19 protein-coding genes are annotated in these 16,268 nt (G+C 62.0%); 14 read left to right on the top strand and 5 right to left on the bottom strand.

Going from position 1 to position 16,268, the window contains the following annotated elements:
- Window positions 1–9: 9 nt before the first annotated feature.
- Window positions 10–1,320, bottom strand: a complete 1,311-nt coding sequence (locus tag KTJ78_RS00945) for an MFS transporter (protein WP_217131835.1) — start codon at window positions 1,318–1,320, stop codon at window positions 10–12.
- Window positions 1,321–1,352: 32 nt separating this feature from the next.
- On the opposite strand from KTJ78_RS00945, the gene KTJ78_RS00940 reads away from it, so the two are divergent.
- From KTJ78_RS00940 to KTJ78_RS00890, 11 genes are all read left to right on the top strand, one after another.
- Complete coding sequence (locus tag KTJ78_RS00940; RefSeq protein WP_217131833.1) at window positions 1,353–2,195, top strand: DUF3097 family protein; 843 nt, start codon at window positions 1,353–1,355, stop codon at window positions 2,193–2,195.
- 37 nt (window positions 2,196–2,232) lie between these two features.
- Window positions 2,233–2,610 carry a Fe-S oxidoreductase gene (locus KTJ78_RS00935; protein WP_217131831.1) on the top strand — a complete coding sequence of 126 codons (378 nt, stop codon included), beginning with the start codon at window positions 2,233–2,235 and terminating at the stop codon, window positions 2,608–2,610.
- Complete coding sequence (locus KTJ78_RS00930) at window positions 2,607–3,242, top strand: MBL fold metallo-hydrolase (RefSeq protein WP_217131830.1); 636 nt, start codon at window positions 2,607–2,609, stop codon at window positions 3,240–3,242. The genes KTJ78_RS00935 and KTJ78_RS00930 overlap by 4 nt, the downstream gene beginning before the upstream one ends.
- 93 nt (window positions 3,243–3,335) lie before the next feature.
- Entirely contained in the window at window positions 3,336–4,160 is an 825-nt protein-coding gene (locus KTJ78_RS00925) for an alpha/beta fold hydrolase (RefSeq protein ID WP_369807914.1), read from the top strand.
- Between the two features lie 85 nt (window positions 4,161–4,245).
- Window positions 4,246–5,766: an ABC transporter substrate-binding protein gene (locus tag KTJ78_RS00920; RefSeq protein WP_217131828.1), complete on the top strand. Its 1,521-nt coding sequence runs from the start codon at window positions 4,246–4,248 to the stop codon at window positions 5,764–5,766.
- Window positions 5,763–6,716: an ABC transporter permease gene (locus KTJ78_RS00915; protein WP_217131827.1), complete on the top strand. Its 954-nt coding sequence runs from the start codon at window positions 5,763–5,765 to the stop codon at window positions 6,714–6,716. Before KTJ78_RS00920 ends, KTJ78_RS00915 begins: the two co-directional genes overlap by 4 nt.
- On the top strand, window positions 6,713–7,561 hold the full coding sequence (locus KTJ78_RS00910) for an ABC transporter permease (protein ID WP_217131826.1): 849 nt from the start codon (window positions 6,713–6,715) through the stop codon (window positions 7,559–7,561). Before KTJ78_RS00915 ends, KTJ78_RS00910 begins: the two co-directional genes overlap by 4 nt.
- Entirely contained in the window at window positions 7,558–8,364 is an 807-nt protein-coding gene (locus KTJ78_RS00905; protein WP_217131825.1) for an ATP-binding cassette domain-containing protein, read from the top strand. The genes KTJ78_RS00910 and KTJ78_RS00905 overlap by 4 nt, the downstream gene beginning before the upstream one ends.
- Complete coding sequence (locus KTJ78_RS00900; RefSeq protein WP_254259227.1) at window positions 8,365–9,162, top strand: ABC transporter ATP-binding protein; 798 nt, start codon at window positions 8,365–8,367, stop codon at window positions 9,160–9,162.
- A gap of 6 nt (window positions 9,163–9,168) precedes the next feature.
- The gene (locus tag KTJ78_RS00895; protein ID WP_217131824.1) at window positions 9,169–9,888 is read left to right on the top strand and encodes a tyrosine-protein phosphatase; all 720 of its coding nucleotides are present in this window, start codon (window positions 9,169–9,171) and stop codon (window positions 9,886–9,888) included.
- A gap of 81 nt (window positions 9,889–9,969) precedes the next feature.
- A complete protein-coding gene (locus tag KTJ78_RS00890; RefSeq protein ID WP_217131823.1) occupies window positions 9,970–11,130 on the top strand; it encodes an acyl-CoA dehydrogenase family protein in 1,161 nt (386 codons plus the stop codon).
- A gap of 90 nt (window positions 11,131–11,220) precedes the next feature.
- Here the strand turns inward: KTJ78_RS00890 and KTJ78_RS00885 are convergent, their stop codons facing one another.
- Together KTJ78_RS00885 and KTJ78_RS00880 are read right to left on the bottom strand one after the other, a co-directional pair.
- Window positions 11,221–11,499: an anti-sigma factor family protein gene (locus tag KTJ78_RS00885; protein ID WP_217131822.1), complete on the bottom strand. Its 279-nt coding sequence runs from the start codon at window positions 11,497–11,499 to the stop codon at window positions 11,221–11,223.
- Between the two features lie 2 nt (window positions 11,500–11,501).
- Complete coding sequence (locus KTJ78_RS00880; RefSeq protein WP_217131820.1) at window positions 11,502–12,098, bottom strand: sigma-70 family RNA polymerase sigma factor; 597 nt, start codon at window positions 12,096–12,098, stop codon at window positions 11,502–11,504.
- A gap of 72 nt (window positions 12,099–12,170) precedes the next feature.
- On the opposite strand from KTJ78_RS00880, the gene aroA reads away from it, so the two are divergent.
- The 3 genes from aroA to bcp are packed head-to-tail and all read left to right on the top strand — an operon-like array spanning window position 12,171 to window position 15,105.
- Window positions 12,171–13,526, top strand: coding sequence for a 3-phosphoshikimate 1-carboxyvinyltransferase (gene aroA / locus KTJ78_RS00875; RefSeq protein ID WP_217131819.1), 1,356 nt, complete (start codon window positions 12,171–12,173; stop codon window positions 13,524–13,526).
- Window positions 13,523–14,587: a ribosome small subunit-dependent GTPase A gene (gene rsgA / locus KTJ78_RS00870; RefSeq protein ID WP_217131818.1), complete on the top strand. Its 1,065-nt coding sequence runs from the start codon at window positions 13,523–13,525 to the stop codon at window positions 14,585–14,587. Before aroA ends, rsgA begins: the two co-directional genes overlap by 4 nt.
- A 32-nt stretch (window positions 14,588–14,619) precedes the next feature.
- Window positions 14,620–15,105, top strand: coding sequence for a thioredoxin-dependent thiol peroxidase (bcp, locus tag KTJ78_RS00865; protein WP_217131817.1), 486 nt, complete (start codon window positions 14,620–14,622; stop codon window positions 15,103–15,105).
- A 73-nt stretch (window positions 15,106–15,178) separates the two neighbouring features.
- Here the strand turns inward: bcp and KTJ78_RS00860 are convergent, their stop codons facing one another.
- Both KTJ78_RS00860 and KTJ78_RS00855 read right to left on the bottom strand, forming a co-directional pair.
- Window positions 15,179–15,382 carry a methionine aminopeptidase gene (locus KTJ78_RS00860; protein ID WP_217131815.1) on the bottom strand — a complete coding sequence of 68 codons (204 nt, stop codon included), beginning with the start codon at window positions 15,380–15,382 and terminating at the stop codon, window positions 15,179–15,181.
- A 56-nt stretch (window positions 15,383–15,438) separates the two neighbouring features.
- Window positions 15,439–16,197 carry a class I SAM-dependent methyltransferase gene (locus KTJ78_RS00855; protein ID WP_217131813.1) on the bottom strand — a complete coding sequence of 253 codons (759 nt, stop codon included), beginning with the start codon at window positions 16,195–16,197 and terminating at the stop codon, window positions 15,439–15,441.
- Between the last annotated feature and the right edge of the window lie 71 nt (window positions 16,198–16,268).

Genomic DNA, 16,268 nt, shown 5'->3' with positions numbered 1-16,268 from the left:
TTCCCTATCCTAGGGCTTTGGATCGGTTGAATCATAGGCCATAAATCCGCGGGCAAGTTTGACCGCGCATCCCATGAACACCATGATGATCACGCCACCGACAACCGACGGCACCCAGAGGAAGAGCGTCGCGGTAAGCATGCCAGCCCAGAGATCGCCGAGGCGAGGGCCACCGGTCACGACAATGGTGAAGATGCCCTGCAGCCGGCCCCGCATGTGATCGGGTGCAGAGACCTGCAAGATGGTGCTGCGAAACACCGCGCTGATGTTGTCTGAGGCGCCAGATGCGGCGAGCGCGATAAAGGCGAGCACGATGAAGAGTGTTCTGGGCGTATCTTCTGTTGCCTGACCGGTGACCTGAGCGACGAGAATGACGACGCCAAACATCGCAATCGAAAGCCCGTATACCGCGATGGCCCCTGTGACCGCCGCACCCTGTCTACGCACGTTGCCAACCCACCCTGAGCCGAGGCTCGAGAGAAAGGCGCCCACGGCAACGGCAGCGGTAAGCATGCCTGCGGTCGTGTATCCCCCGCCCAGCACGACCATGCCGATCGCCGGGAAGGTGACACGGGGCTGCCCGAACACCATCGCGATGATGTCAAAGACGAAGGTCGCCCGAATGTTTGGCGAGCGCTTCAAGAATTGCCAACCCTCAATGAGCGAGCGCAACCCGGGCTTCTCTGCCTCTCCCTCTGGCGCGATGGGCGGCAGCGAGAGCACCCCAAGAAAACCCGCGGTAAAGAGCACGACGTCGACAAGATAGGTGTAGCCGAAGCCAACGCTCGACACGAGCACGCCGCCGAGCGCAGGGCCCACCGCGACACCGATGCCAAACGAGATACCAAAGAGGGCACTCGCCTGCGGAATGAGGTTGGGCGGCAAGATGCGCGGCATGATCGCAGAGCGCGTTGCCCCGAGAATCGTTGCGGCCGAGGCATTGAGCGCTGCGAGCAAGTAGAGCGGCCAGGTCTCGGTCACCCCAAGAAAGGAGATGACGGCGAGCGCCCCGATCGAAGCCCACGACACCGTCGCCGTGACGAGCGAGAGCGTGCGCCTGTCAAAGACGTCAGCGAGCATGCCGCCCCACAGCCCCGCGACGATCATGGGGCCGAGCGCCCACAGCGCAACCATGGAGACCGCGAGCGTCGAACCTGTGAGGTCATAGACATGCATGCCAACGGCAACGATGGTCATTTGCGACCCGATGAGCGAGACCGAGTTACCGATGTAGAGTCGGGTGAAGGCGGGGCTCGCTGTAAACGGCGCGAGGTCGACAAAGAGCCTCGATTTCTTTGGTCTCTCGTGTGGCTCGTTCATCTCTCAACCATCATGCCCTAGTCTGTGGCTTTATGACATACGACGATCGATACGGGCGAGACGCGGTCGCTGATTTTCGTGACCGTCGGCGCGCTCAAAAGCCACCTGAGGTCGAGCTCACCAAGGGGCTCTGGCTTGAGCATGCGCTCACCGAGTTTCTCGGCGAGGTCGTGAAGCTCCCCGAGGGCGGGGTGATCGCGCTGCGCGACTTCGACGGTTTCACAAGATCGTTTCCCGTCAAAGACGCTTTCCTCGTCGACGGCGAGCGCGTCACCCTTATTGCCGCACGCGGCCCCAAGACCCGTCTCGTTTCGGCCTCCGGTTCGATTCTCGGCGAGCGAAAGCGGGCACAGGTCGCGCGCGCGAGCAGAATTTTTGTCGAGGGTAAGCACGATGCCGAGCTCATCGAGAAGGTGTGGGGTGACGATCTTCGCGAGGCAGCGATCGTGGTCGAACTGCTTGACGGCGTTGATCACCTCGAGACGGTGCTTGAGGAGTTTGCGCCTGGCCCTGAACGACGCGCCGGCATTCTCGTCGATCACCTCGTCGAGCGATCGAAGGAGTCTCGCATTGCCGAGCAGATCGAGCGCCGTTTCGGCGAGGGCGTGCTCATTCTCGGCCATCCCTTCGTTGACGTGTGGCAGGCGGTCAAGCCGGCACGCATCGGTATCGATCGCTGGCCAGCCCCGCCCCGCAGTGTTGAATGGAAGCGCGGCGTATGTCAGGCACTCGGTTGGCCACACGAAGAGCAGGCCGATATCGCCGAGGCGTGGCAACGCATTCTCTCGCGCGTGACCACCTACCGTGACCTCGAGCCCGCGCTCAGCGGGCAGGTCGAGCACCTTATCGACTTTGTGACCGTCGGGCACCACTAGCTTGGTCTTGCCCAGGCAGGCGCGTTACCCTGGCGTTATGGAGTTACGCACGAGACCATACCCTTTTGCGTGGCTCGGCTACGCGTATGCCACCACCGTGGGGTTTGTGTGGGGCGCGTTGCTGAGCCGTGGCGAGATCGAAAAGCACGGCAGACTGTGGGTCTTTCGCGGCATGCCCTCGTGGGCTTTTGGCCGAGGCGGATCGTGCGTTGGCGCGTGCTACCTCACCGACCAGAACGTCACCCCGGCGGTTCTCGCGCACGAAGAGATCCACCGTCAGCAATGGCGCACCTTTGGCCTTGCGATGCCCCTGCTCTACTGGCTTTCGGGCCGCAACCCACACACGAACGTGTTTGAGGTCAACGCCGGGCTCGAGCAAGGCGGTTACACGACGAAGAAAGGGACGGTCTCATGAGCGAAACCCCGCGCATCGAACTACTGCGCACACAAGGAACCCTGTGGCGTGAAGCAGAGGGCTTCACTATTGAAAATAACGTGTGGATCATTGGCTCAGATACCGAGGCCATCGTGATCGACGCCGCTCACGATGCAGCCGAGATCGCCGAGGCGGTCGGCGATCGAACCGTGCACGGTATTCTCTTGACCCACGGTCACGAAGATCACGTCAATGCGGCGCTCGAGACGGCCGCAAAGCTCGACGCTCCCCTTTTCCTCCACGCAGCCGACGATTTCTTGTGGCGCGAGATTCATGCTGAGGCCGAGTCTCCGATTGAACTCACCCACGGCGACATCTTTACCGTGGCGGGCGTCACGCTTGAGACGAGGCATACCCCGGGCCACACCCCCGGATCGGTCTGCTTCGTTGCGCGAGACCACGGCTTCGTCTTCTCTGGCGACACGCTCTTTCAGGGCGGCCCCGGAGCAACACGATGGGAATACAGCAACTTCGGTCAGATCATCACCTCAATCGAAGAGCAGATTTTCTCGCTCGACGGGCAGACGCAGGTGCTCCCTGGTCACGGTGATCCGACGACGGTCGCGGCAGAGCAAGTGCAGCTGAAGGCGTACATTGAGCGGGGTTGGTAGCGAGTGACACGTAGCTCAGAATTTCGTTTCCTTCATGAGCATGCCGAGCGAGTGAACCGGCTTGCACCTTTGCCAAAGTTCGAGCGCAAGAGCGTGCTGGCACCCAGCGGTCGTCGCGTGAGCGCGCTCGTAAGCCGCGATCCGCTCGCTCGTGGTAACGCACCCGTCGTGTTTCTGCACGGCGCAGGGCTCAATGCCCACACCTTTGACGCGACGGTTCTCGCACTCGAAGAGAACACGGTGTCAATCGACCTCCCCGGGCACGGTCGAAGCGATTGGCGTGACGATGCCGATTACTCGCCCACGACGATCGCTGCAGACGTTGCCGCGACGATCGCTTCGCTCACGAGCGGTGCCGTGCACCTCGTAGGGCAGTCGCTCGGTGGGCTTACAGCGGGCGCTCTCATTCCACTCCTGCGCAGCCGTTTGCGCACCGTGACACTCATCGACATCACCCCTGGGTTCGACCCAGCGCGCGACGCAACCGACGTGTCGCACTTCATCTCGGGCAAGCGTGTCTTCGCCACGTACGACGAGATGGTCGACCGCGCGATCGCGTTTGGCCTGGGCAGCGACCGGGCAGCCCTCACACGTGAGATCGCGCTGAACGCCCGTGAACGAAGCGACGGCAGGGTCGAGTGGAGCCACCACTTCGCGCAGCTCGACGGCCTCGACGCCGCAGCGTCAAGCTCAGAAGCGCAACCCCCTTTCGAGGGACTCTGGCAGCACCTGGCGTCACTTAGCGCACGGGTAACCGGGGTACGCGGCACGGCGGGGCTCGTCACCGAACGACATCAGAGCGAATGGCGAAACCGTCTTCCCGAGGCCGAAATGATCACGCTACAGGGCGGTCATAACGTGCAAGAAGCAGCGCCCGCACAGCTCGGTTTATGCATACGCGAGATTGTCTTAGCATAAGGTACACTCAAGTATCCGGCGCGGGGGCACGTGAACTCCTTCACTGTTCGAGCAGCGGGCGGATGAATATCCAAGGAGCAATGGCGTGACGCAGCCTCACCTCGGCAACTCTGGGTCAGAGTACCGTAAAAAGAACCGTTCGAAGCTTCCCCTCATCATCGGAGCGGTCGCTGCCGTCGCCGTTGTAGCAGGTGGTATCTTCTTGGCGCAAAGCCTCTCAAAAAAGCCCGCTGAAGAGGCCACCTCTGAACTCACCATCGGTATTCTGTTGCCGCCCACCAACCTCGATATTCGCAACACCTCGGGTGTCGCACTCGACCAGGTGCTCGCCGACAACGTTTACCAGGGCCTCATTGGTTTTGCTCCTGGCACGCTCGAACTGCGTGAGGTGCTCGCCAAGAGCTACACCGTGAGCGACGATGGCAAGCGCTACGAGTTCACCCTGCGCGATGACGTGACCTTCCACTCTGGTGCGTCACTCACCGCAGACGACGTCGTCACCTCACTCACCGAGACCCTCGGCGACACCGTCACGGTCTCTTCACCGTCAGAGGGCATCGTCGTCATCGAGCTTGCAGAGCCCAACGCGTTCTTCCCGTTCCAGCTCGCCGGCCGCGAAGGGCTCATTCTTGAGGCTGCCGCGACGAACGACCTCAAGAACACGGCTAACGGCACCGGCCCCTACACCCTCGACTCGTGGAAAGAGGGCGACAGCATCACCCTCGTGAAGAACGAGGAATACTGGGGCACCGAGGCTTCGCTCGACCGCGCCGTTTACCGATACATCAGCGATGGTAAGGCAGCGGTCAACGCCAGCCTCGACGGTGACCTCGATGCGCAAATCGCCGTACTTCCCTCACTCGTTCCCGAGCTCGAGCAGAGCGGCAAGTTCACGCTCGTCAACGCAGAGAGCTCAGATGTCTTTACCCTCGGCTACAACAACGCCAAGGCGCCCTTCGACGACGAGCGAGTACGCACCGCACTCTCGCAGGCGATCGACAGCTCGGCTCTCGTTGAAGCGCTCCAGGGCGACGCCAAGCCACTTGGCGGCCCCATCACCGCTCTCGAGCCCGGGTACGAAGACCTCACCTCGGTCAACGCCTACGACCCCGACAATGCACGCAAGCTGCTCGAAGAGGCAGGCGCAAGCGACCTCTCGGTCACCGTCACGGTGCCAAACTTCTATGACACCGTCGCGCTCGACATCGTGAAGTCACAGCTCGCAGAGGTTGGCGTCACGCTGATCATCAAGCAGGTCGAGTTCGGTACCTGGCTCGAAGACGTGTACACGAACCACGACTTCGACCTCAGCTTCGTCGACCACGCCGAGCCCTTTGACTTTGGCAACTACACCGACAGCGGTTACTACTTCGGCTTCGATAACGCTAAGGCACAGCAGCTCTACGCAGAGGCGCTCAAAGCCCCGTCAGTCGACGAAATGTCGCCGCTGCTGGCCGAGGCTGCTCGTGTTGTTGCTGAAGAGGCCCCTGCCAAATGGCTCTACAATTACACCCCCACGAATGCCATCGCTGAACACGTGAAGGGCTTTCCCGAGAGCAACACGAATTCGCGCATCAACCTCGAGGGTGTCACAATCGAGAAGTGATTCGTTTCATCCTCACACGCACCCTGACCCTCATCGTGGGTCTGGTGCTCGCGAGCGCCGTGATCTTCATCACGCTGAGGCTGCTCCCGGGCGACGTTGCGCAGGTTATCGGTGGTACTCAGGCATCACCGGAGCGCATCGCTGAGATTCGTGAGCAGCTGGGACTCAACGTGCCCTTACTCACACAGTATGTCCAGTGGATCAGTGGCATCGTCACCGGCGACCTCGGCACCTCAATCTTGACCGGCTCACCGATCGAGGCAGAGATCGTCGAAAAGGCCGCCGTGACGGTGCCACTCACCATCTACTCGCTGATCATCGGCCTGACGATCGCTCTGCCGCTCGGGGTCATCACCGCCGTCAAACACCGAAGCGCCGCATCACGCTTTCTCTCGACGGCGAGCATCGCGGCCGCTGCCGTTCCTGTCGTCTGGGCTGGCATGCTTGCGATCATGGTGTTTTCGGCATGGCTCGGTTGGTTCCCCTCTCAGGGCTTTCCTCGTGAGGGTTGGGAGTCACCGCTCGCCGCGATCCGCTCGCTCACCCTCCCCGCCCTCACAATCGGCCTCATCGAGGGCGCGATTCTCTTTCGCTTTGTAAAAAGCGCGACGCTCACGGCCTTAGACGCGCCCCACGTGCTCACCGCAATGTCGCACGGCCTCACTCGATCGCGCGCGCTCGTCAGCCACGGCTTGCCAAGCGTTGGGCTCTCGATCATCTCAATGCTTGGTCTACAGGTCGCTTCGTTGCTCGTGGGCGCCGTCGTTGTTGAACAGCTTTTCACCCTGCCAGGGCTCGGGCGCATGCTCGTGAGCGATGTGGGTAACCGCGATCTACTCAAAGTACAGTCGACGCTCTTCGTGCTCACCGCGGTGATTCTCATTCTCGGAGCCGTCATCGACATCGTGCACCGTCTCATTGACCCGAGACTTGCGGAGGCCCAGCGATGAAATCAGCACGCACCCTCTTCGCGCTCGCCATCATCGGGCTCACGGTAGGGCTCGCTCTTCTGAGCCTCTTCTGGCTTCCCCACGACCCCTCGTATGCCTCGGCCCAGAACACCTGGCTCCCGCCCTCGTCCGAGCACTGGCTCGGCACCGACGGCTCTGGCCGCGACATCGCCTCACGCCTCATCATCGGCAGCAGGGTCACCGTCATCGTCGCGCTCGGCACGGTCGCTTTCGCGGGGGTGCTCGGCCTGCTGCTCGCGATTCCGCAAGCACTCGGCCCACGGGTGATCCGCGAACCCCTCGCGATCTTGATCGACGTGCTCATCGCTTTTCCGACGCTCCTCATCGCGATCATGCTCACGGCCGTGTTCGGCTCGAGCATCACGATTGTTGTCGTCGCGGTGGGCCTCGGCTACGGCGTGCAAATCGCCCGCGTCGTGAAAGCCGAACTCAGGCAGGTTGCCGGCGCCGACTATGTACTCGCGGCGCGAGCCGCGGGGCTTTCGCGCTGGCGCATTCTCACCAAGCACCTCATTCCCGGGGTTTCTTCGGTGCTCTTCGTGCAGCTCTCGCTCTCGATGGGCCTCGCCGTGCTCGCAGAGTCTGGCCTCAGCTACCTCGGTTTCGGCGCCCCACGCGACATGCCTTCGTGGGGAACCATGCTGGCAGAGACCCAGCGTTACATTGGCGTGCACCCCGAGGTTGTGCTGTGGCCCGGTCTCGCGATCACGCTCGTCGTGCTCGCTTTCTATCTGCTCGGTGACGTGCTGCGCGAGTCACTCGACCCGGCGCTGCACGGCAATAAGCCCATCGCACGCAGAACCGCTCTGGGGGTGCAGGCATGACCAACGCTCTTTCACTCGAGGTCAAGGGCCTCACCGTTTCCATCAACGGCACAGAGCTTTTACACGGACTCGACCTCAGCGTTCAAGCTGGCGAGAGCGTCGGCTTTATCGGCGGATCGGGGTCGGGCAAGACGCTCACCGCCCTTGCGATCTCTGGGCTCCTGCCCGAACACGCCGTGGTCGAAGGGTCGATACGGCTTGACGGGCGCGAGCTCGTAGGCCTCCCTGAAAAGGAACTCGCCCTTATTCGCGGCGACCTCATTGGCGTCGTGTTCCAGGAACCCAAAACCGCGCTCAATCCGCTACGCAAGCTCGGCAAACAGATCACCGAGGCGCTCACGACCCGCTACGACCTCAGCAAGCGAGAACGGCGCGATGCGGCACTCCGGCTGGCGAGTGCCGCGGGGCTCAGCGATCCCGAGCGCATCATCGACTCCTATCCTCACGAGGTTTCGGGCGGCCAGCGCCAACGCGCAGCAATTGCCGCGGCCATCTCGGCACGGCCTGGCCTGCTCTTTGCCGACGAGCCGACCACCGCACTCGATGTCACGGTGCAGCAGGGCGTGCTCGAGCTCTTTCAGCGCATCACCACTGAAAACGAATCGACCCTCGTGTTCATCACCCACGACCTCGCCGTGCTCTCGTCAGTTGCCGACCGCCTCTACGTGTTTGATGAGGGGGCGATCATCGAGACCGGCAGCACCCGAGACATCATCGCGAGCCCGCAGCACCCTGTCACCCTGCGTCTGCTCGAGGCTGCCCGCAACGGCGATGACGCGCTCAAACGATACGAGGCGATGTAAATGCTCATTGGCGAACAGACTCCTCTCTCGCAGGCACGCGACATCACCGTCACCTTTCCCGGCCCTTCCCGCGGAGTCATGGGACGTCGTGAGAAGCTCACAGCACTCAATCGCGTCACGATGCACGTTAACCGTGGCGACTCGCTCGCGATCGTCGGCGAGTCTGGTTCAGGAAAGTCAACACTCGTACGCGCGCTCCTGGGGCTGCAGCGAGTCGACTCGGGCGAGGTGACCTACGACGGCCGACGCGTGACCGGACGAGGCCGCGAACGGTGGCTCCGAAGCCGCACTGGCATCGTCTTTCAAGACCCCTACTCATCATTCAGCCCCAGGCTCACCATCGGCGAGAGTGTCGCTGAGCCGCTCGAAGCGCTCGAGATCGATTGCGACCGCTCCGGGCGGGTGACCGAGGTGCTCTCACTGCTCGGGCTCCCAGCAGATGCGGCAAGTCGCTACCCCTCGGCCTTCTCAGGGGGCCAGCGGCAACGCATCGCGATTGCGCGCGGCCTGATCCACCGCCCTGACCTCTTGATTGGTGACGAGCCTGTTTCGGCGCTCGACGTGTTAGTACGACAGTCAATTCTGCGCCAGCTCGCGACGCTGCGACGCGAGCTGGGCCTCACGATGATCAATGTGACCCACGACCTCAGCATCGTTCCCGATATCGCCGACCACGTGCTGGTTTTGCAGGCCGGCAAAGTCGTCGAAACGGGAACGGTCGAAGCCATCTTTGGAAACCCCCAAGACCCATACACGCAATCGCTCATTCGCGCGATCCCGCGGCTCGAAGAAAGGTAGCGCACCATGCATAGCCGTCTGAAAACCGTCGAGGGAACCTATAACCTTCGAGACACGGGCGGGTACCGCACCCCCACCGGCTCAACCCGTTGGGGCACGCTCTTTCGCTCAGATGGGCTGAACCGGCTCACCGCGGCCGGGCTCACCGAGTTCGAGGCGCTCGGGATCGGCCACGTGATCGATCTGCGCGACGACGAAGAACGTGCTTCATCGCCCGATCGCGTCCCGGCCGGAGTCATCGAGGTGGCACACTCAATCTTTCCGAGCGCCAGGGCCCACGTGAGTGACAAGATGACCATCTTCGACCTCACCGACGGCATCTACCTGAACCACGCCGACACGCTTGTACCCACGCTGGGCCTGCTCGCCGATGCGCCGAGCCCCACACTCGTGCACTGCACCGCTGGTAAAGACCGCACGGGCGCCGTCATTGCCCTCGCGCTCACCGCCGTTGGGGTTGATCGTGACGACGTCTTTCACGATTACGCCGCCACCGAAGAGAACCTACGCGGCGAGTGGGTTGATTGGCATCTCTCGGCGCTTCGCCGCCTTGGCCTCGAAGTCACCGACGAGGTGTATGGGCTCGTCGCTTCGAGCCCCGTCGACGCCATCGCGAGGGCCATGCAACGCATCGATGCCGAGTACGGCTCGGTGAACGATTACCTCGCACAGCATGGGGCAGATGACGCAATGCTTGCTCGCTTAAGCGAGCGTCTCGTGTCGTAACCCCACAATGTTCACCCGGCTTCAGCAACCCGAAGCTACACTGACCCTTACCTAGATACTTACTCGAAGGAGAGAAACCACATGGAACGACTCATCTTTGACGAAGACCACGAGGCCTTTCGCGACGTCGTAAAAGAATTTGTGAAGCGCTACGGCGATAACGCTGCACGCGAGCGTTGGGAGGCTGCCGGCGAAATCGACCGCGACACGATGCGTGCGGCCGGCGAATCTGGCATCATCGGGCTTTCGGTTCCAGAAGAGTTCGGTGGCGCAGGCATGCTGCAGGACTACCGTTTTCGCACGGTCGTCAACGAAGAGATCGTTCGCGCGGGTCTTGGATCACTTGCTGGCGCATTCGGCATCCAGGACGACCTCGCGGTTCCGTACATCGTGCACTTTGGCACCGATGAGCAGAAGAAGAAGTGGCTGCCAGGCATGGCTTCAGGCGAGATCATTGGCGCTCTCGCGATGACCGAACCGGGTGCAGGCTCAGATCTGCGCGGCGTCACCACGACCGCGAAGAAGGTCGATGGCGGCTACGTGCTCAACGGAGCCAAGACATTTATCTCAAGTGGCAAGACCGCCGATGTTATCGTCACCTTCGTGAAGACCGGTGAGGGCAATCGTCCCGACGCGTTCAGCCTCGTGCTCGTCGAAGACGGCATGCAGGGCTTCGAGCACGGGAACAAACTCAACAAGCTCGGCTTCCACGGTCACGATACGGCAGAGCTCTCGTTTGCCGACGTGTTCATTCCCGAAGAGAACCTCATCGGCGGCGAAGAAGGTCACGGCTTCATTCAGCTCATGCGCAACCTACCGCTTGAGCGCCTCTCAATCGGCGTCGCAGCGGCTGCCGCTTCAGAAGCCGCGTATGAGTGGACCGTCGATCATGCAAAGGCTCGCGAGAGCTTCGGTCAGCCCATCATCCGCTTCCAGAACACCTACTTCAAGCTCGCCGACATGGAGACAACGGTTGACGCACTCTGGGCATACGTCGACCGCGCCATCGAGCTCTACGGCGAGGGCAAACTCACGCCAGAAGAGGCCGCAAAGGTGAAGTTCTGGGCCACCGAACGCGAGTGGGAGGTGCTCGATCAGGGCGTTCAGTTGTTCGGCGGTTACGGCTACATGATGGAGTACCCCATCACCCGTGCCTTCGCCGACGCTCGCGTGCACCGCATCTACGGTGGCACGAACGAGATCATGCGCGAGATTGTTGGCCGCAAGATCATCAAGGGCTAGTCGCCTCAAAACAGGTGAGGGGTGGCGCTGCATTGAAGCAGTGCCACCCCTCACTCGTTTCCCCGGGTCTTCCCCGGGGTGACCGAACTTCTACGAGCCTTGGAGCTGCGCGAGAATCGCGTCGCGCAACTGCGCAGGCGCCTTCTCCTTGCAGCCGCGCTGGATCGCCTCGGTGAGCGACTCACACACCCGTTGCTCTGCCCGGCATTCTGGGCAGGTTCGCAGGTGCGCGCGGATCGGCGCCGATTCCTCGGCGCAGAGTTCGTCGCGTAGCAAGTCTTCAAGTTTCTCGCGAGTCATCTCGCAACCACAATCTTTGGTCGCGCAGGTGCACTCGACCCCGCGTGCTTCGCAATCACAGTTCTTCATGATCATGCTCCTTTTCCTGATGATGGTGCCGCATAACCCTGCTCACGGGCGTATTCGCCAAGCATCTCTCTCAACTGTTTGCGCCCCCGTGAGAGTCGGCTCATGACCGTGCCGATCGGTGTGCCCATCATGTCTGCAATGTTTTGATATGAGAAACCCTCAACGTCAGCGAGATACACCACCATGCGGCGGTCGTCATCGAGTTCGTTGAGCGCCTCAGTGACCGCGGTCGAGGGAAGCCGGTCAAGCGCTTCTGCCTCTGCCGACCTCGCGGCCATCGAGGTGGTCGACTCTGCCCCGCCGAGCTGCCAGTCTTCGAGCTCATCGACTGCCCCGAGATACGGCTCCCGCTGCTGCTTGCGGTAACCGTTGATATAGGTGTTGGTCATGATGCGGTACAGCCATGCCTTCATGTTCGTGCCCGATTGGAAGCGCTCGAACGCGGCAAAAGCCTTCATGAAGGTCTCTTGTAAAAGATCTTGCGCTTCTTGAGGGTCACGCGTGAACTTCATGGCGGCACCGTACATCTGGTCAAGATATTCGATGGCCTCTTGCTCAAAGCGTTCTGCGAGCGATGCGCTCGCCTGAGTGTTACCCATAACTGTTGATTCTACGGGCAGAGTTGTTTGAAGCACGATATCTCTCTTCTTTGCGGCTAGAATGTGCAACATATGCTTGAGGCAAAATATTCCCGTAACACTGACGATCGACTTCCTGGCGAGAGTGCTGCCCCCGACGACGACGTCGCTGACTGGGCTGCCCCAACGTACACAAGCCCGATCGAGAGCACCGTCAGCATTCCTGGGTCGAAGTCACTCACGACGAGGGAACTCGTGGTGAGCGCGCTCGGTGACTCGCCGAGCCGCATTCGCGCGGCCCTCGACTCGCGTGACTCACAACTCATGACTGATGCGTTAAGGGCACTCGGTACCACGGTCTTGCGCGAGGGCGATGACCTCATCGTGACGCCAGCCGAAGAGCTTCTCGGCTCAACCACCATTGCCTGTGGGCTCGCAGGCACCGTGATGCGCTTTGTGCCAGCTGTTGCCGGACTCGCGCTCGGGCCAACAGCCTTCGATGGCGATGTCTACGCACGCGAGCGCCCCATGCGATCCATTCTCGACGCGCTGCGTTCCCTCGGCGTCGACATTGCTGACGAAGGCCGCGGCGCCCTCCCCTTCACCGTTCACGGCACCGGCTCGGTGCGCGGCGGCCGCGTCGAGCTCGACGCCTCAGGCTCAAGCCAGTTCGTCTCTGGCCTCTTACTCTCGGCCGCACGCTTCGACGAGGGCGTGCACGTCGTGCACACCGGCGCGACCCTGCCGAGCCTGCCCCACATCGAAATGACACTCGACGTCTTGCGCGCACGCGGCGTCAACGTTTCCTCGCCCGCACCAGGCGAGTGGATCGTCGAGCCCGGTCCCATCGCGGGTCGTGACCTCACGATTGAACCCGATCTCTCGAACGCAGCTCCGTTCCTCGCCGCGGCCCTCGTCACCGGAGGGAGCGTCACGATTCCGCTCTGGCCCGCGAGCACCACTCAGGTGGGCGATCAGCTGCGCGAGATCCTCCCACAATTCGGCGCCGGGGTCACGTACACGCCCACGGGTGACGGCGTAGGCGACCTCACGGTCACTGGAACGGGCCGTATCAAGCCCGTCACGCTGCACCTTCCCGAGGCTGGCGAGCTCGCACCTAACCTCATCGGTCTTGCGGCCCTGGCCGACGGTGTGAGCGAGTTCACGGGCATTGGCCATATTCGCGGGCACGAGACCGACCGCATTTCGGCACTCGCAACCGAGCTCACGAAGGTGGGCTGCGAGGTCGAAGAACGCGAAGACGGGCTGCGCATCGTGCCCCCGACCGATCCACAGCCAAGCGTGTGGCTCAGCTATGCGGATCACCGCATGGCAACGACCGGCGCGATTGTCGGCCTGCGGTTGCCCGGCATCGAGATCAACGATGTCGAGAGTACCTCAAAGACGATGCCAGACTTCACCGAGATGTGGCAGGACATGCTGCGATGAGCTGGCTGCCAAGCGACGAAGACGAACCCTACGCCGAGTACGCCGATCACGTCGTCAGGCAGCGACCAAACCCCAAGGCCAACAGGCCACGCACGAAGCGCCGCCCCCAGCACGACGATGCCTCGACGGCGATGGTTATCGGGGTCGATCGCGGGCGCTACACGACGCGCCTCAGCGATGCACAGGGGTCACGAACCGTTGTCGCCGCCCGCGCACGGGAGTTGCGAAACACCGCGATCGTCACGGGTGACCGCGTCGAGCTCGTCGGTGATCGTACCGGCGACGAAGGAAGCCTGGCACGCATCGTTCGTGTGACCGACCGCGAGACCCTGCTGCGACGTAGTGCCGACGATTCTGATCGAGTCGAGCGCGTCATCGTTGCAAACGCCGACCAGATGCTTATCGTCGTGGCCGCCGCAAACCCGGAGCCGCGCGTGCGTCTCGTCGACCGCTACCTCGTAGCCGCCTACGATGCGGGGCTCTCGCCGCTCATTTGTGTCACGAAAACCGACCTGACCGACCCCGCGGAGTTTCTCGCGCACTTTCAGGCCCTCGAAGTGCCGGTCTTTCTCTCAAACACGGGCGCGTTTCCCATCGCTGAGCTCACCGAAGCGCTCACGGGGCACGAGACCGTCTTTGTCGGCCACTCGGGTGTCGGCAAATCAACGCTCATCAATGCGCTCGTGCCAGACGCCGATCGCGAGACCGGCCACGTCAACATCGTGACCGGCCGCGGTCGACACACCTCGTCATCGACCGTCGCGTTGCCCCTCGTCGCCGACGGCAGCCCTCATGCGACCGACGATACCCCGCTCGGTTGGGTCATCGATACGCCAGGTGTTCGCTCATTTGGGCTCGGCCACGTCACCCCTGACAGTATCCTCAAGGGTTTCACCGACCTCGCCGCCATCATTGAGCAGTGCCCCCGCGGCTGCGAGCACCTCGATACCTCACCCGACTGCGCCCTTGACCTCGCCCTCGAAAACGGCGACCTCGGCGATGCAGGTGCATCGCGCGTCGAGTCTCTGAGACGCCTGATCTCAGAGAGAGAAGACAGCTAGCCCGCGCGCACCAGCCTCGCTAGACTGGCTGCATGACTGAAGAACGCACCCTCCTCACGCAAGGCGATACCGCACCCTCATTCACTCTCCTGAACCAGTCAGGGGCCGAGGTTTCACTCGACTCGTTTCGTGGCAAGGGTCTCATCATCTTCTTCTACCCTGCCGCAATGACCCCCGGTTGCACGAAAGAAGCCTGCGACTTCCGCGACTCGATCGAGTCGCTACGCACCGCGGGCTACGAGATCGTGGGCATCTCACCAGACAAACCAGAGAAGCTTGCGAAGTTCGCCGAGCGTGACGGCCTCACCTACGACCTACTGAGCGATACCGACAAGACTGTTCTCGCCGCGTATGGCGCCTTTGGTGATAAGAGCCTCTACGGCAAGATCACGCGCGGTGTGATCCGCTCGACCATCGTTCTTGACGCTGACGGCACCGTCGAGCACGCGCTCTACAATGTCAAGGCCACGGGGCACGTTGGCCGAATTCGTAAGCTGCTCGGCCTCGACCCGAAATAGCTGCCGCACCGCTCCCCTGTTTTCGTCGGCGCAACGCACTGGTCGCGCCGACGAAAGCAGCATGCGCTGAACGTTAGTCTTCCCGAGCCTCTTCTTCAGCCCACTTCCGGGCTCGCTCTTCGAGGATCGCGGTTGCCCGCTGCGCTTCTTCGCGCGTCTCAAATGGCCCGAGTCGATCGATCGAGAGCGACTGCTTGCCCACCTCAACCTCTCCAGTCTTGACGTTGAACCAGTAGCGCTCTTCGGGGTCATCGATGCCCCAATCTCGTTGCGACATTGCCGCCTCCTCGCTCGTTACGTACGTGTATTGTGAGCGTACCGCGAGCTCGCCCGCTACGCCACCGTTGCAACGAGCGTCGTCACGCTCGTACTCTCGGTCGGCTGAGCATCGAAAGCATAGTCAGCGTGCACCGTCACGGTTTCAGCACCGAGATACTCAAGTAGGAGCCGCATTTCTTCAACGCCCCAGAACCGCAGGGTGAAACGCTGCAGTTCTTGCTGCTCCAGTACCGGACCGTTCCACCGCTCGTATCGCAACTGCTGCGTCAGTCGCTGCGCGCTAAAATCACGCTCTTCGATATTGCTCACGAGCGTCAGCGTATGGTCGCCATCTTGCCAGCTGCGCGCCGGCCCAGCGGGTTCTGCGAGGCCAGCAAGTGAATCAAGATCGAGCACGAGCCTGCCACCAGGAGCGAGCTGTGAGAGCATCTTACGAAGCGCTTCTCTGGTCTCGTCAAAGGTCGCAATGAGCTGAATGGAACCGGCCGGAACCAGGATCGCTTCGTACTGCTCCGGCCATGCCTGCTCTCCAAAGGCGGCCATCGCGAGCCTTGCCTGAACACCCGCCTTTGCGGCCTCTCGCTCGCAGATTGCGAGCATGTGCTCTGAGGGGTCGGTTCCACTCACCATCAAACCACGCTGCAGCATCGGGATAAGAAAACGGCCGCTTCCCACCGCTGGCTCAAGAATCGGGCCCGTGCAGCCGTCAAGCAGCGCAGCATAGAACTCAATGTCACCGAAGGAGCGGCCAGTTGGCTTGTCGAGTTCATAAACTCTTGCGGCAAGGGACTCATAGACATTCGCTGTACTCATCACGTTTCAGTCTATGGCAGAACACGCGCAAAGCCCTCGCTATCTCAGCAAGCGCGCCACTACACTTTCAC

The sequence above is a fragment of the Leucobacter chinensis genome, assembly GCF_019049105.1.
Classification (GTDB): domain Bacteria; phylum Actinomycetota; class Actinomycetes; order Actinomycetales; family Microbacteriaceae; genus Leucobacter_A; species Leucobacter_A chinensis.
Note: the sequence above shows the minus strand (reverse complement) of the source record. Positions and strands in the feature narration are given on the sequence as shown.